We start from the raw sequence: 14,654 nt of genomic DNA on the forward strand, positions 1-14,654 counted from the left end.
CATGTTCGTCTGCGTCCACAACGCCGGCCGCTCGCAGATGGCCGCCGGCTACATGACGGCCCTCTCCGAGGGCCGCGTCGAGGTCCGTTCCGCCGGGTCGATGCCGGCCGAGCGGATCAACCCCGTCGCCGTGGAGGCCATGGCGGAGGAGGGGATCGACATCGTCGCCGAGCGGCCCAAGGTGCTGACCGCCGAGGACGTCCGCGCCTCCGACGTCGTCATCACCATGGGCTGCGGCGATGCCTGCCCCTTCTTCCCCGGCGTGCGGTACGAGGACTGGGAGCTCGAGGACCCGGCCGGGAAGGACCTGGACGTCGTCCGCCGCGTCCGTGACGAGATCCGTGGCCGGGTCGAGGCCCTGCTCGCCGAGCTGCTGCCCGCCTGATGCCGGGCACGGAACCCGGCGCCCGCGGCAGCGTGCGGGAGGTCTTCACCGCCTTCCTCGGGCTCGGCCTGACCTCCTTCGGCGGGCCCGTCGCCCACCTCGGCTACTTCCGGTCGGCGTTCGTCGAGCGGCGGCGGTGGCTCACCGAGCGGTCCTACGCCGACCTCGTGGCGCTGTGCCAGTTCCTGCCCGGGCCGGCGTCCAGCCAGGTCGGCATGGCGATCGGCCTGCACCGGGCCGGGATCGGCGGGCTGCTGGCCGCCTGGACCGCCTTCACGCTGCCGTCGGCCGTCCTGCTCGTCGCCTTCGCCCTCGGCGTGCAGGCCCTCGGCGCGGCACCGGACTCGGGCTGGCTGCAGGGCCTCAAGGCGGCCGCCGTCGCGGTCGTCGCACACGCCGTGCTCGGCATGGCGCGGTCACTCGCGCCGGACAGGGAGCGGGCCACCATCGCCGTGGCCGGCATGGCGCTCGCCCTGCTGCTGCCGTCCGCTGTCGGGCAGGTGCTCGTCATCCTCGCCGCGGGAGTCGCAGGCCTGCTCTGGCTGCGGCCGGAGCCCACCGGGCACGACGGCGACCGCCTCGCCGTCCCGGTAGGTCGCCGCACCGCCCTCGCGTGCCTGGGACTCTTCGCGGTGCTGCTCGCCGCCCTGCCCGCGCTGGCGGCCGCCACGAACGACGGCGCGGTCCGCCTGATCGACGGGTTCTACCGGGCCGGCTCGCTGGTCTTCGGCGGCGGGCACGTCGTGCTGCCGCTCCTGCGCGCCGAGACCGTCCCCACCGGGCTGGTCGCGGACCAGACCTTCCTCGCCGGCTACGGGGCGGCCCAGGCGGTGCCCGGCCCGCTGTTCACCTTCGCCGCCTATCTCGGCGCCGTCGCTCAGTCCCCGCCGAACGGGCTCGCCGGCGCCGGCATGGCCCTGGTGGCCGTGTTCCTGCCGTCGGTGCTGCTGATCCTCGGTGCGCTCCCCTTCTGGGAACGGCTCCGCCGGGCCCCGCGCGCGCAGCGCTCGCTCATGGGCGTCAACGCGGGCGTGGTCGGCCTGCTGGCCGCCGCGCTGTACGACCCGGTGTTCACCGAGGGGGTGACCTCCGCCGTCGCGCTGGCGATCGCGGCCGGCGCCTTCGTCGCGCTGTCCGCGTGGAAGGTGCCGGCGTGGGCCGTCGTCGTGGTGGCCGCGCTCGCGGGCTGGGTGGTGCTCTGACGAACGCGTCGCCGGTCAGGCCGCGGCCGCGCCCTCCACGAGCCGCACCAGGTCCGCCACGTTCCGGTCGAGCTCGGCCCGCCACCGGTCCGGGTCGGCGTCGGCCGCCGGCGACCCGCCGTCCGGGAGGACCAGGCGACCGGAGACCAGGTCCGGGTCCGTGGTCCAGAACCCGCCACTGCTCGCGGTCACCGCGAAACCGAGCAGCGCGGTGCTGAGCATGCGCTCGAGGCGTGGCAGGTCACGGGCCGGCACGCCGGCGTCGGTGAGGATCCCGTACATGGTGGTCATGACCGCGATCGCCTCGTCCGCGACGTAGGACCGGCGCAGGGCCATCGGGAAGACGCTCGGGTGCGCGACGGCCGCGTCCAGGAGCCCGTGCGCGACGGTCCGCAGGCGCTCCGGCCACGGCATCCCGTGTTCCGGCAGCGGCACACCGGCCAGCACCCGGCCGACCACCGCATCGAGCAGGGCCTGCCGGTTCGGCACGTGCCGGTAGACGGCCATCGCCGAGGTCCCGATGCGCCTGCCCAGGACGCGCATCGACAGGCCCTCGACGCCCACCTCCTCGCAGATCGCCATCGCGGCGTCGACGATCTCGTCCCGACTCGTCACGTTTACACTGTATGCGTTTACGCCGTAAACTGACCGCGTGCCATCCGCTCCCCCGGCCCGCCGGGCCCCGCTGGTGGTCCTGATCGTGGCGAACGTCGTCTCGACAGTCGGTGGCGCGATGAGCCTGGTCGCGCTGCCGTGGTTCGTCTTCGAGATCACCGGCAACACGACCATGACGGGGCTGGCGGCCACCTGCGAGTTCCTCGCCGTCGCGGCCGCCTCGCTCGTCGCCGGTGCGTTCGTCAGGCGTCTGGGTCCGCGGGCCACCCGGGTCCTGTCGGACGTCTTCGCCGGCGTCGCCGTGCTGGCGGTCCCCGTGCTGCACGCGACGACCGGGATCGACTACCCCGTCCTCCTCGTCCTCGTGGCCGTCAACGGGTTCCTGCGCACGCCCGCCGTCGCGGCCAGCTTCGTGCTCCTCGCCCGCACCGCGGACCTCGCCCGGACCACGACGGACGCCGTCAGCGGTCCCTACCTCGCCTCGCTCCACCTCGCCAACGTCATCGGCGCCCCACTGGCAGGCGCCGTCATCAGCCTGGTGGGCGCGCCCTGGGCCCTCGTCGTCGACGCGGCGACGTTCATCGCCTCGGGGCTGGCCGTCCAGGTCTTCCTCCCGTCGGTCCGTGACGAGAACCGTGACCGTGGCCCGTCCCTGCGGACCGCCACCGCATACCTGCGCGGCGACCGGCTGCTCGTGCACCTGGTGGCGGTCTCGTTCGTCCTGTCGGTCGCCCTGGCGGGGTGGGGCAGCGTCCTGGCGCCCGTGTACGGCCAGCGGGTGCTGGAGAGTCCGGGGCTGCTCGCGGTGATCCTGACCGCCAACGGCATCGGCTCGATCCTCGGGTCGAGCATCGCCGGCCTGGTGGGCCGGCGCGTGCGGCGGAGCATCCTCATGCCCGGCTCCGCGGCACTCGCGTTCGTCCCGGCGTTCGTGCTGCTGGCGCTGCGCGCCCCGGTGCCCGCCGTCGTCGCCGCCATGCTGGTGGCCGGCCTGGGCGCGGGACTGTTCTCGGCCACCTTCGTGACGATCGAGTACGAGCGGATCCCGACGGCCGAGCAGGCGCACGTGTTCGGGATGGTCGGCGGCATCGGCACCGCCGGCGTGGCGATCGGGCCGCTCCTGGCGGGCGTCGCGCTCGAGGTCGTGACCTTCCCGGCGGTGGCCGCCGCGATCGCCGTCGTCGGAGTCCTGGTCGCGGCGCACCTGACCCGGCTCACCGGGCTCAGGGAACCGGGCCTCGACCCCTCCGAGCGTGCGGGCCTCAAGTCTCGGACCGGTGCCCGGCGCCCGGCTCCGTGACCACGCGCCGTCGGCGCGGACGGCCGCCTGTCACCGCACGCCGGCACGCAGGGCGCGCAGCGCCACCGACAGCGGCGCGAGGTCCACGGCGTCCAGCCGCGAGACGCCCTCGACCGCGCCCCGCACCCGGTCGGTGAACGCCGGACGGTCGGCGCCCCAGGCCGCGAGCCGGGCGTCCGCGTCGAGCGCGTCGTCGGTCTCCTCGAGCACCGACGCGGTGAGGTCTGCGAGGACGGCGTACAGGTCGTCACGCAGCGCGGCCCGGGCCAGGGCGTCCCACCGTTCCTCGCGCGGCAGCGCCTCCAGCCGGGTGAGCAGCACGTCGACGCCGAAGTACTCCTCGGCGGCCGCGCGGACGTTCGCCACGGCGTCCAGCGGCTTCCCGCTGCGCTCGGCCAGCGCGACGACGTCGAGGACCACGTAGTGCTCGACCAGCGTGGCCGCATGCAGCGCGAGGTCCTCCGAGACGCCGGCCTCGACGAGCTCGTCGCGGCGGGCCTCGGACCCGGTGCGGGCGTCACCCCGCAGCAGGCTCGGGACCTCTGGGACGAGCGTCGCGACCGCGGGTCCGAGCCGGAGGATCTCCTCGGCCACGTCGATGCCGTCCGGGTGGCGCTGGACCAGCCACCGCACCGCACGGTCAAGCAGGCGGCGGAACTCGAGGTAGAGCTTCGCCTGGGTGTCGGTGCCGACGACGTTGTCGAACGCCTCCACCCGCCGCACGAAGTCCGCGATCCCGAAGATCTCGCGTGCGACGACGAACGCCCGCGCCACCTGGGCCGGCTCCGCGCCGGTCTCCTCCATGGCGCGGTAGACGAAGGTCGTGCCGCCACGGTTGACGACCGAGTTGGCCACCCGGGTGGCGATGATCTCCCGGCGGAGCCGGTGCGTGGTCATCGCGGCGGCGAACCGTTCCTGCAGGACCTCCGGGAAGTAGCCCTGCAGCTCGCTGGTGAACCACGGCTCGTCAGGCAGGTCCGAGGCCAGCAGCTCGTCCTTGAGGGAGAGCTTCGCGTACGCGGCGAGCACGGAGAACTCCGGCGAGGTCAGACCGCCGCCGCTCTCCGCTCGCCGCGCCAGCTCCGCGTCCCCGGGGAGGAACTCCAGGTCGCGGTCCAGGTCACCGCGCTCCTCGAGCCAGTGCATGAGGCGGTTGTGGGCGCCGAGCATCGCGTGCGTGACGGTGCGGGCGTTGCCGAGCAGCACCGACTGCTCGTAGTTCTGGCGCAGCACCCGCTCCGCCACCTCGTCGGTCAGCGAGGCGAGCAGCTCGTCCCGGTCCTGCGCCTCGAGGTCTCCGGAGGCGATGGCCGAGGCGAGCAGGATCTTGAGGTTGACCTCGTGGTCGGAGGAGTCGACGCCGGCGGAGTTGTCGATGGCGTCGGTGTTGAGATGGACACCGTGCCATGCCGCCTCGATGCGGCCGAGCTGGCTCAGGCCGAGGTTGCCGCCCTCCCCCACCACGCGGCACCGCAGGTCCGCGCCGTTCACCCGGACGGCGTCGTTGGCGCGGTCGCCGATCGCCTCGTGCGACTCGGTGGTGGCCTTGACATAGGTCCCGATGCCGCCGTTCCAGAGCAGGTCGACCGGCGCGGTCAGGATCGCCCGGATCAGCTCGGTGGGCGTGAGGCGGGTGACGTCGTCGGGGAGCCCGAGCCGGGCGCGGACCTGGTCGCTGACCGGGATGGCCTTCGCGGTGCGCGGATAGATCCCGCCGCCCTCGGAGATCAGGTCGCGGTCGTAGTCCTCCCACGTGGAGCGGGGCAGCGCGAACATGCGCCGGCGCTCGGCGAAGGAGGTGGCCGGGTCGGGATCGGGGTCCAGGAAGACGTGCCGGTGGTCGAAGGCGGCGACCAGCCGGATGTGCTCGGAGAGCAGCATGCCGTTGCCGAAGACGTCGCCTGACATGTCGCCGACGCCGACGACGGTGAAGTCCTCGGACTGGGTGTCCAGGTCCAGCTCGCGGAAGTGGCGCTTCACGGCCTCCCACGCGCCGCGCGCGGTGATGCCCATCTTCTTGTGGTCGTAGCCGGCCGAGCCGCCGGAGGCGAAGGCGTCGTCGAGCCAGAAGCCGTAGTCGCGCGCCACGGCGTTGGCGACGTCGGAGAACGCGGCGGTCCCCTTGTCCGCGGCGACCACGAGGTACGGGTCGTCGCCGTCGTGGCGCACCACCCGTGCCGGCGGCACGACGGCGCCGGACGTACCGTCCGCACCGACGTCGACCGTGTCGGTGACGTCCAGGAGGGAGGAGATGAAGAGGCGGTAGGCCTGCGTGCCCGCGGCCAGCCAGCCGTCGCGGCCCGCGGGCCCGGTCGGGTCCGGCAGCCGTTTGCCGACGAAGCCGCCCTTGGCGCCGGCCGGCACGATGACCGCGTTCTTGACGGCCTGGGCCTTGACCAGCCCGAGGATCTCGGTGCGGAAGTCCTCGCGGCGGTCGGACCAGCGCAGCCCCCCGCGGGCCACCGGACCGTACCGCAGGTGCACCCCCTCGACCTCGGGCCCGTACACCCAGATCTCCGCCCATGGGCGCGGCTCGGGAAGCATCGCCAGGCGGCGCGGGTCGAGCTTGAGCGCGACGGTCGGGCGGTGCTCGGCGTCCCTGTCCTCGTCGATCGGCCCGGGCGGCAGGAAGTACGAGGTCCGCACGGTGGCCTGGACGACGGCGACGAACGCCCGGATGATGCGGTCCTGGTCCAGCGAGGCGACATCGTCGAGCCCGGCGAGGATCTGCGCGGCGATGGCCTCCTCGGCCGCGGACCGGTCCTGGCCGGTGGCGAACGCGGCATCGGGGTCGAAGCGGGTCTCGAAGAGCTCGACGAGCAGCCGGGCGAGCGACGGGTTGTCCTGCAGCGCGGTCTCGACGTACTCGCGGGAGAACACCGAGCCGGTCTGCCGCAGATAGGCGGCCACGGCGCGGATGATGACGACCTGCCGCCAGGTGAGCCCGGCGAGCAGCACGAGCGCGTTGAAGCCGTCCGCCTCGGCGCGCCCGTCCCAGACGGCATGGAAGGCCGACTCGAGCCGCCCCCGGATCTCGTCGGGATCCCCGGCCCACGCCTCGGCGTGCGGCGCCCGCAGGCCGAAGTCGTACAGGTATACCCGCTCGCCGGCGTCGGCGGAGAGGGTGTGCGGTCGTTCGTCGACCACCTCGAGCCCGAGGCCGGAGAAGATCGGCAGCACCGTGGAGAGCGGCACCTCGCCCCGCCGGTAGAGCTTGAAGCGGCGCTCCTCGGGATCCGGCCGGCGTCCGACGACACGTCCGGGCGTGTACAGGTGCACGCGCACCTGCGAGGTCTGCCGGTCGGGCAGCGCCTCGAGCGCGAGCAGGTCCTCGACGGCCTCGGAGATCGTGAAGTCCTCCTTGTAGCCGGCCGGGAAGCCGAACCGCGTGGCCAGGGCGGCACCGGCGTCACCGAGCGTCTTGCCCGCGGCCTCGGCCAGGTCCTCCTCCCAGGTCCGTGCGGCGGCGACCACGCGCTGCTCGAGCTCGGCGAGGTCGACGTCGGGCACGGCGTGGCCGTGCGGCACCCGGACGACCACGTGGAGCTGGGCCACCGAGGACTCGGTGACCATCTCGTTGGCCTGGACGGACTCGCCGTCGAGCGCCTCGCGCAGCAGGGACTCGATACGGCGCCGCACCTGGGGCGAGTACCGGTCCCGGGCGATGTAGACCAGGCAGGAGGTGAACCGCTGGTAGTCGTCCTTGCGGAGGAACAGCCGTGTCCGCGGCCGGACCTCCAGGTGCACGACGGCGTTCGCGACCTCGGTGACATGCTCGACGTCGGCCTGGAAGAGCTCGCTGCGCGGGAACGCCTTGAGGACGGCGAGCAGGTCCTTCCCCAGATGGCTCTGGGGGCTGTACGAGGTGCGCTGGAAGACCTGGGCGACCTTGGCCGCGACGTAGGGCACCTCGGTGACGGGCGCGGAGTACGCCGTCGGGGTGAACAGGCCGAGGAATCGCCGCTCGCCGCTCACCCGGCCCTCGTCGTCGAAGGTCTTGACGCCGATGTAGTCCATGTGGCGTGACCGGTGCACGGTGGAGACCGAGTTCGCCTTGGTGACGATGAGGAGCCGCGGCTCCGCGGCCTTGCGGGCCACGGCCGGCGGCAGGGCGCTGGTGGAGGCTGCGCCGTCGTCCCGGAGGATGCCGAGGCCCGACCCGGCCACGGACTCCAGGCTCGCCTGGTCCGGCGTGGCGCCGCGCAGCAGGCGGTACTCGCGGTAGCCGAGAAAGACGAAGCGGCCGCCGACGAGCCAGTCCAGCAGCTGGTGCGCCTGGCGGATCTCGTCGGTGTCGACGCCGGAAGGCGGGTCCTGCAGGAGGAGGGCGGAGATGTCGCGGGCGCAGGCCTCCATGGTCGGCCAGTCCTCGACGGCGGCGCGGACGTCGGCCAGCACCCGGCGCAGCGCGGCCAGCAACCGGTCCAGCTCGTCCTGCGGCATGGCGTCAACCTGGACGTGGATCCACGACTCGCGTACGAGGTCACCGCGGGCATGCCCGCCCACGACGCCGGCGGTCGCTGCCCCGCGAACGATCTCGACGAGCTCGCCACTGCCGTCGCGCCGGACCGCGGGCTGGGGGTGGACGAGCAGCCGGACGGTACGGCCCTGCCGGGCGAGCTCCGCGGTCACCGAGTCGACCAGGAACGGCATGTCGTCGGTGACGACCTCCACCACGGTCCGGCCGGTGGACCAGCCGTGGTCCTGCGCGGTCGGGGTGAAGGCGTCGACGACGGCCTCGCCGGGGGCACGCACCTGTGCCGCGCTGCGGTGCGCGAGGGCGGCGCCGAGGAGGTCGGCGGGCTGCTGCGCGAGGAGGTCCTCGGTGAGGACGTCGTGGTAGTAGCCCTCGAGGAGCTCCTCGGCCTGGTCCGGCGGCGGTGCCCCGGGCAGCGACTCGGCCGTCTCGGCCGCCTTCCGGATCACCTCGGTGCGAGCGGCCTCGAGGGTGACGGACATGCTCTCAGGACACCTCCGGCGTGCGAGTGGCACGAGCGTATCTGCCGGGGACGCACTTGACACCCATCCACGTCTGCCCGGCGCGCGGCCGACACGCGGACCGCCGCCCGGTGCGGCAACGATCGCCCACCGCTGTTGGCATGCCTGCAGCGGTGGGCGACCGTTGCCGCGGTGGACCTGTCAGCCGCGACGGCCGAGGAGCCAGCCGATGAGCAGCCCGAGCAGCCCGACGGCGGCCAGCCCGCCGTACCGCTGCAGGAGCACCGGCCCGACGACGTTGCCCAGGTCGATAGCCTCGTCCCGCGGGGCGGGCGGGTGCGCTCTGGATGGCGAGGACGGCGGCCGGGGAGGCGCCGGCGGCGGCTTCGGCGGCTCGGCCGGCGGGGACGGCTGCTGAGTGTCCGCGGCCGGCTTCTGGTTGTCCGCGGCCGGCTGCGCGGCGCCGGCCGCGGCGGGCTTGGCCTCGGACGAGGGCGCATCGCTCACTGCCCCCGCGGCCGCCGCGCCGCCAGCCTCCGCCTCGCTGTCGGACGGTTCGTCACCGCTGAGCTGCTGCTCGATGCAGTCGATGAACTGGCCGAGCAGCTTGTCCGACACGTCCTGCATGACGCCCCGTCCGAACTGCGCCGGCTTGCCGGTGACCTGCAGGTCCGTGGTCACGTCGGCACGAGTGCCGTCGCCCTCGGCGGTGAGGCTCATGGTCACGGTCGCCGACGCCGTGCCGTTGCCGCGCCGGTCCTTGCCCTTGGCCTCGATCTTCGCGCGGTGAGCTGCGTCGTCGCGCTCGACGAAGGTGCCGGAGCCGGAGTACAGCATGGCGATCGGGCCGAGCTTGACCTTGACCGTTCCGGAGAACTCGGTGTCGGTGGCCTCCTTGACGGTGGCGCCCGGGAAGCAGCTGCCGACCCGGTTCAGGTCGGTCAGCAGCTCCCAGGTCTGCTCGGGCGGGGCGGGGACGGTGAAGGAGTGCGTCAGCTCCACGCGATCACGCCCCCGCCGCGCTCAGCACGGCCCGCCGGGTGAGCACCCCGGCGAGGTGACGCCGGTAGTCGGCGTCTCCGTTGAGATCCGATGGGGGCGAGGTGCCCTCCCCGGCACGGGCGCAGATGTCGGCGATCGCCTCCGCCGTCGCCGGCTGACCCGCGAGCGCCTGCTCCACGGCGGGCACGCGGAGCGGCGTCGAGCCCATGTTGGTCAGGCCGATCTTGGCCTCGGTGATGGTCCCTCCCTCGGCACGGACGACCGCGGCCACCGCCACGATCGCCCACTGGTGGGAGACGCGCACGAACTTCTCGTACGCCCCGCCCCATCCGGTGTGCTTGGGCACCTCGATGGCGGTGAGGATCTCGCCGTCCTGGACCGCGGTGGTGAACAGGTCGACGAAGAACTCGCTCGCCGGGACCCGCCGCTCGCCGCCCGGCCCGACCACGACCAGGGTGGCGTCGAGCGCGAGGGCGACGGCGCCGGTGTCGCCCGCGGGGTCGGCGTGCGCGAGCGAGCCGCCGATCGTGCCGCGGTGGCGAACCTGCTCGTCCGCGACGTCGGCCAGCGCCTTCGGCAGGACGGCCGCGTGCTCGGCGACGAGCGGGTCCTTCAACAGTTCGTAGTACGGCGTCATCGCGCCGATGCGCAGGTGGTCCCCGGTGTCGGTGACACCGGTCAGCTCGGCGAGCTTCCCGAGGTCGACGAGGATCTCCGGGGCGTTCAGGCGCATCCGGAGCACCGGCAGCAGGGACTGGCCGCCGGCCAGGACCTTGGCCTCGTCGCCGTGCTCGGCGAGCAGGCCCAGGGCCTCCTCGAGCGACGTGGGGGCCGCGTAGTCGAACGGTGCGGGGATCACAGTTGTCCTCCTTGCCCGGTCTGCGGGTCGTCCTGGTTGGGCTCGCCCGGCTCGAAGTGCGGGGCGGCGGCGGCCTCGGTCTGGGCGCGTCCACCGGCGGTGCCCGCCTGGACCGCCTTCCAGACCCGTTCGGGCGTGCACGGCATCTGGATGTCCCGGACGCCGAGGTGCCGCACGGCGTCGACGATCGCGCCGACCACCGCCGGCGTCGAGGCGATGCAGCCCGCCTCGCCCACGCCCTTGGCGCCGAGGCTGTTCGACGTCGCAGGTGAGACGGTGTTGTCGGTGACGAACGAGATGGTGTCCGCCGTCGTCGGGAGGGTGTAGTCGACGAACGAGCCGGCCACGAGCGTGCCGTTCTCGTCGTAGACCGCGTCCTCCCACAGGGCCTGTGCGATGCCCTGGACGATGCCGCCGTGCATCTGGCCCTCGACGATGAGCGGGTTCACGATCGTGCCGACGTCGTCGACGGAGACGTACTTGCGCATCCTCGTCTGCCCGGTCTCGGTGTCCACCTCCATCGCGCACAGGTGCGTGCCGTGCGGGAAGGAGAAGTTGACCGGGTCGAAGGTGGCCTCGGCGTCGAGGCTGGCCTCCATGCCGTCGGGCAGGTTGTGCGCCGCGAACACCGCGGTGGCGAGGTCGGTGAGGCCGATCGCGCTGTCGGTGCCGCGAACGGTGAACTTGCCCCCGGCGAACTCGAGGTCGTCGACGTTGGCCTCGAGCAGGTGCGCGGCCAGCGGCCTGGCCTTCTCGACGACCTTCTCCGCGGCGTTGACCAGCGCCTGACCACCGACCGTGAGGGACCGCGAGCCGTAGGTGTCGAGCCCCTTGGGTGAGACCTGCGTGTCACCGTGCAGCACCTCGACGTCGTCGAAGGGCACGCCGAGCCGGTCCGCGACGATCTGGCTCCAGGCGGTCTCGTGCCCCTGGCCGTGCGCCGAGGAGCCGGTGACGACCTCCACCTTGCCGGTGGGCAGCATGCGCACGGACGCGTGCTCCCAGCCGCCGGCGCCGTAGTTGAGCGAGCCGAGCACCCGGGAGGGGGCGAGCCCGCACATCTCGGTGAACGTGGAGATCCCGATGCCGAGCTGGACCGGGTCGCCGGCCCGGCGACGCTCCTCCTGCTCGCGGCGCAGCTCGTCGTAGCCGAAGAGCTCCTTCGCGCGGGCGGTGGCGGCCTCGTAGTTGCCCGAGTCGTACTCCAGGCCGGCCACCGTGGTGAAGGGGAACTCCTCGTGCTTGATCCAGTTCTTCTCGCGGATCTCCAGGGGGTCCACGCCCACCTCGGCGGCAAGCTCGTCCATGAGCCGCTCGATCGCGTAGGTTGCCTCCGGCCTGCCGGCGCCCCGGTAGGCGTCCGTCCAGGTCTTGTTCGTCAGCACCGTCTGGCAGTTGAACTGGTACGCCGGGAACTTGTAGATCGCGTTGAACATGAACGCGCCGAGCACCGGGACGCCGCCGCCGACCAGCGCGACGTAGGCCCCCAGGTCGGCCAGCAGCTCGACCTTGAGCCCGGTCACGGTGCCGTCGGCGTTCGCGGCGAGGGTCAGCTTCTGCCACTGGTCACGCCCGTGGTGCGCCGCGAGCAGCGACTCCGAGCGTGTCTCGGTGTACTTCACCGGCCGGCCCAGCCGGCGCGCGACGGCGAAGGCGATCATCTCCTCCGGCGTCTGCTGCAGCTTGCCGCCGAACCCGCCGCCCACGTCCGGGGCGATGACCCGGATCTTGGACTCCGGCACGCCGGTGGTGGCCGCGAGGGCGAAGCGGAGGATGTGCGGGATCTGGGTCGCGGACCAGACGGTGATCTGCTCACCGGTGGGGTCCACGACCACCGACCGGGGCTCCATGAAGGCCGGGATGAGCCGCTGCTGGCGGTACTCCCGCTCGATCACGATGCCGTCGGCACGCGCCTTGTCGATCGCCTCGTCGACGTTGCCGCCCGTCCCGGCCTCGGCGCTGTCGAACTTCCAGAAGGCGCTCCGATTGGTGCCGAGGTCCGGGTGCGCGAGCACCACGTCGTCGGCTGCTTCCTTGAGGTCGAGGGCGGCCGGCAGCTCCTCGTAGTCGACGTCGACGAGCTCGGCGGCGTCGCGGGCCTCGGCGGCGGTCCGGGCGGCGACGACGGCGACGACCTCGCCGGCGAACGCGACCCGGTCGCGGGGCATCGGCGGATGCTCCGGGGCGACCTGGTCCTCGGTGATCGCCCAGGCGTTGATGCATGCGCCCTGCGAGTCGGCCAGGTCGGCGCCGGTCAGCACGGCGACCACACCGCTGCTGCGGGTGGCCTCGTCGGTGTCGATGCCGGTGATCTTCGCGTGGGGGAAGGGGCTGCGCACCATCGCGAGGTGCAGCAGGCCGGTGAGCTGGATGTTGTCGGTCCAGCGGGTGCGGCCGGTGATCAGCCGCAGGTCCTCCTTGCGGTACCGGGCCTTCCCGACCTCGGTCTCCGGACCTGCTGTGGGTGCCGGAGCGTCATCCGTGACGGTCATGCCTTTGCTCCCTCGGTCTGCCCGGCCGCCTGCTGCACGGCCTTGACGATGTTGTGGTAGCCGGTGCAGCGGCAGAGGTTGCCCTCCATGCCCACCCGGATGTCCTCCTCGGTGAGGCCGTCGTTGTGGGCGATGAGGTCCTCGGCCTGCATGATCATGCCGGGCGTGCAGAACCCGCACTGCAGGGCGTGACACTCGTGGAACGCCTGCTGGACGGGGGTGAGCTGGCCGTCCTTGGCCAGCCCTTCGATGGTGGTGACCTCGCGCCCGTCGGCCTGTACGGCCAGGACGTTGCAGGACTTCACGCTGCGACCGTCGAGGTGGACCGTGCACGCGCCGCAGTTCGAGGTGTCGCATCCGACGACGGTCCCGGTCTTGCCGAGCGTCTCGCGGAGGTAGTGGACCAGCAGCGTCCTGGGTTCGACGTCGTCGGTGTAGCTCGTGCCGTCGACCGTCACGGTGATCCGGGTCATCGCTCCTCCTGGGGTGGACGTCGCTGTCACCTGTGATCTTTGTGCTCGAGGTCATGGTTCGGCAAGAGGAACTGACAGATCGTAACGAAAAGTTCTGGTCCGGAATCCGGTACTGGCACCCTGGCCCACCCACTGCTGCAACCGTCGCCCGACGCTGCTGGCATGCCTGCAGCACCGGGCGAGCGTTGCAGCGGTGAGCGGCGGCTCAACGCAGGTCGGCCGGCGCGGGCTCGGGGCGGTGGTGATGGATCGGGCCGGACGTCTCCGCCAACCGCTCCCCCGCGCCACCCCAGCGCAGCGCGATGATCTCCGCGGCGATGCTCACCGCCGTCTCCTCCGGCGTGCGGGCTCCCAGGTCGAGACCGATCGGGCTCGACAGCGCAGCCAGTGCCTCCTCTGCGACGCCGGCCTCGCGCAGCCGGTCCAGCCGGTCCTCGTGCGTCCGGCGGGAGCCCATGGCGCCGACGTAGGCGACCGGCGGGCCCTCGAGCGCCAGCTGCAGGACCGGGACGTCGAACTTCGGGTCGTGGGTGAGCACGCAGATGACGGTGCGCTCGTCGATCCGGCCGGCGTCGATCTCCTCGCGGAGGTACTCGTGCGGCCAACGGACCACGACCTCGTCGGCGCCGGGGAACCGTGTCTTGGTGGCGAACACCGGCCGGGCGTCGCACACCGTGACCCGGTAGTCGAGGAACGCGCCCATCCGGGCGACCGCGGCCGCGAAGTCGATCGCGCCGAAGACGAGCATCCGGGGCTTCGGCGCGTGCGAGGAGACGAATACCCGCATGCCTTCGCCGCGGCGCTCGCCGTCGGGGCCGTACTCGAGCGTCGCGGTGCGGCCGGCGGCGAGCAGCCCACGGGCGTCGTCGGCGACGGCGTCGTCCGCCCGGCTGCTGCCGAGCGTGCCCACCACCCCCTCGCCCTCGGCGTCCTCGGGCCGCACCACGAGACGGCGGCCCACGTGCTCGCGGTCGGGATGGGCGACCACGGTGGCGACGGCGACCGGGCGGCCCTCGCGGACGTCGGCGACGATGTCGCCGAGCCCCGGGAAGTCCTCGGGCGAGACCCGCTCGACGAAGACGTCGAGGATGCCGCCGCAGGTCAGCCCGACGGCGAAGGCGTCGTCGTCGGAGATGCCGTACCGCTCGAGGCGCGGGGCGCCGTCCTCCAGCACCTCCTGACCGAGCTCGTACACGGCGCCTTCCACACAGCCCCCGGAGACGGAGCCGACGGCCTGCCCGCCGGGACCCACGAGCATCGCCGCGCCGGGCTGCCGCGGCGCGGAACGGAAGGTGGCCACGACCGTTCCCATGGCCACCGGCTCGCCGCGCTCCCACCAGCCGGCGAGCTCGTCGATCACGTCGCGCATCGCGGACCTCCTCGCATCT

At 73.0% G+C, this 14,654-nt stretch carries 10 protein-coding genes; 3 read left to right on the plus strand and 7 right to left on the minus strand.

From position 1 onward, the window contains the following. Nucleotide 1: 1 nt before the first annotated feature. Together ACFQQL_RS01370 and chrA are read left to right on the plus strand one after the other, a co-directional pair. Nucleotides 2-385 carry an arsenate reductase ArsC gene (locus ACFQQL_RS01370; RefSeq protein WP_382393747.1) on the plus strand — a complete coding sequence of 128 codons (384 nt, stop codon included), beginning with the start codon at nucleotides 2-4 and terminating at the stop codon, nucleotides 383-385. Beyond that, a complete protein-coding gene (chrA, locus tag ACFQQL_RS01375) occupies nucleotides 385-1,587 on the plus strand; it encodes a chromate efflux transporter (protein ID WP_382390491.1) in 1,203 nt (400 codons plus the stop codon). Before ACFQQL_RS01370 ends, chrA begins: the two co-directional genes overlap by 1 nt. A 15-nt stretch (nucleotides 1,588-1,602) precedes the next feature. Here the strand turns inward: chrA and ACFQQL_RS01380 are convergent, their stop codons facing one another. After that, nucleotides 1,603-2,202 (minus strand): TetR/AcrR family transcriptional regulator, encoded by a 600-nt coding sequence (locus ACFQQL_RS01380; protein WP_382390493.1) that lies wholly within the window; start codon nucleotides 2,200-2,202, stop codon nucleotides 1,603-1,605. A 37-nt stretch (nucleotides 2,203-2,239) separates the two neighbouring features. Here ACFQQL_RS01380 and ACFQQL_RS01385 point away from each other — a divergent pair, with 37 nt between their 5' ends. Next, a complete protein-coding gene (locus ACFQQL_RS01385) occupies nucleotides 2,240-3,502 on the plus strand; it encodes an MFS transporter (RefSeq protein ID WP_382390495.1) in 1,263 nt (420 codons plus the stop codon). A 30-nt stretch (nucleotides 3,503-3,532) separates the two neighbouring features. On the opposite strand, the gene ACFQQL_RS01390 is transcribed toward ACFQQL_RS01385, so the two are convergent. The 6 genes from ACFQQL_RS01390 to ACFQQL_RS01415 form a co-directional block, all read right to left on the minus strand. Continuing rightward, nucleotides 3,533-8,461 carry an NAD-glutamate dehydrogenase gene (locus ACFQQL_RS01390; protein WP_382390497.1) on the minus strand — a complete coding sequence of 1,643 codons (4,929 nt, stop codon included), beginning with the start codon at nucleotides 8,459-8,461 and terminating at the stop codon, nucleotides 3,533-3,535. A gap of 180 nt (nucleotides 8,462-8,641) precedes the next feature. Beyond that, nucleotides 8,642-9,442 carry an SRPBCC family protein gene (locus ACFQQL_RS01395; protein WP_382390499.1) on the minus strand — a complete coding sequence of 267 codons (801 nt, stop codon included), beginning with the start codon at nucleotides 9,440-9,442 and terminating at the stop codon, nucleotides 8,642-8,644. A gap of 4 nt (nucleotides 9,443-9,446) precedes the next feature. Beyond that, nucleotides 9,447-10,301 carry an FAD binding domain-containing protein gene (locus ACFQQL_RS01400; RefSeq protein ID WP_382390501.1) on the minus strand — a complete coding sequence of 285 codons (855 nt, stop codon included), beginning with the start codon at nucleotides 10,299-10,301 and terminating at the stop codon, nucleotides 9,447-9,449. Further along, entirely contained in the window at nucleotides 10,298-12,793 is a 2,496-nt protein-coding gene (locus ACFQQL_RS01405) for a xanthine dehydrogenase family protein molybdopterin-binding subunit (protein ID WP_382390503.1), read from the minus strand. The genes ACFQQL_RS01400 and ACFQQL_RS01405 overlap by 4 nt, the downstream gene beginning before the upstream one ends. Next, on the minus strand, nucleotides 12,790-13,266 hold the full coding sequence (locus tag ACFQQL_RS01410; RefSeq protein WP_382390505.1) for a (2Fe-2S)-binding protein: 477 nt from the start codon (nucleotides 13,264-13,266) through the stop codon (nucleotides 12,790-12,792). The genes ACFQQL_RS01405 and ACFQQL_RS01410 overlap by 4 nt, the downstream gene beginning before the upstream one ends. A gap of 205 nt (nucleotides 13,267-13,471) precedes the next feature. Continuing rightward, on the minus strand, nucleotides 13,472-14,635 hold the full coding sequence (locus tag ACFQQL_RS01415) for an XdhC family protein (protein WP_382390507.1): 1,164 nt from the start codon (nucleotides 14,633-14,635) through the stop codon (nucleotides 13,472-13,474). Nucleotides 14,636-14,654: the final 19 nt, after the last annotated feature.

This window comes from Georgenia alba, from assembly GCF_042665525.1.
GTDB lineage: Bacteria > Actinomycetota > Actinomycetes > Actinomycetales > Actinomycetaceae > Allobogoriella > Allobogoriella alba.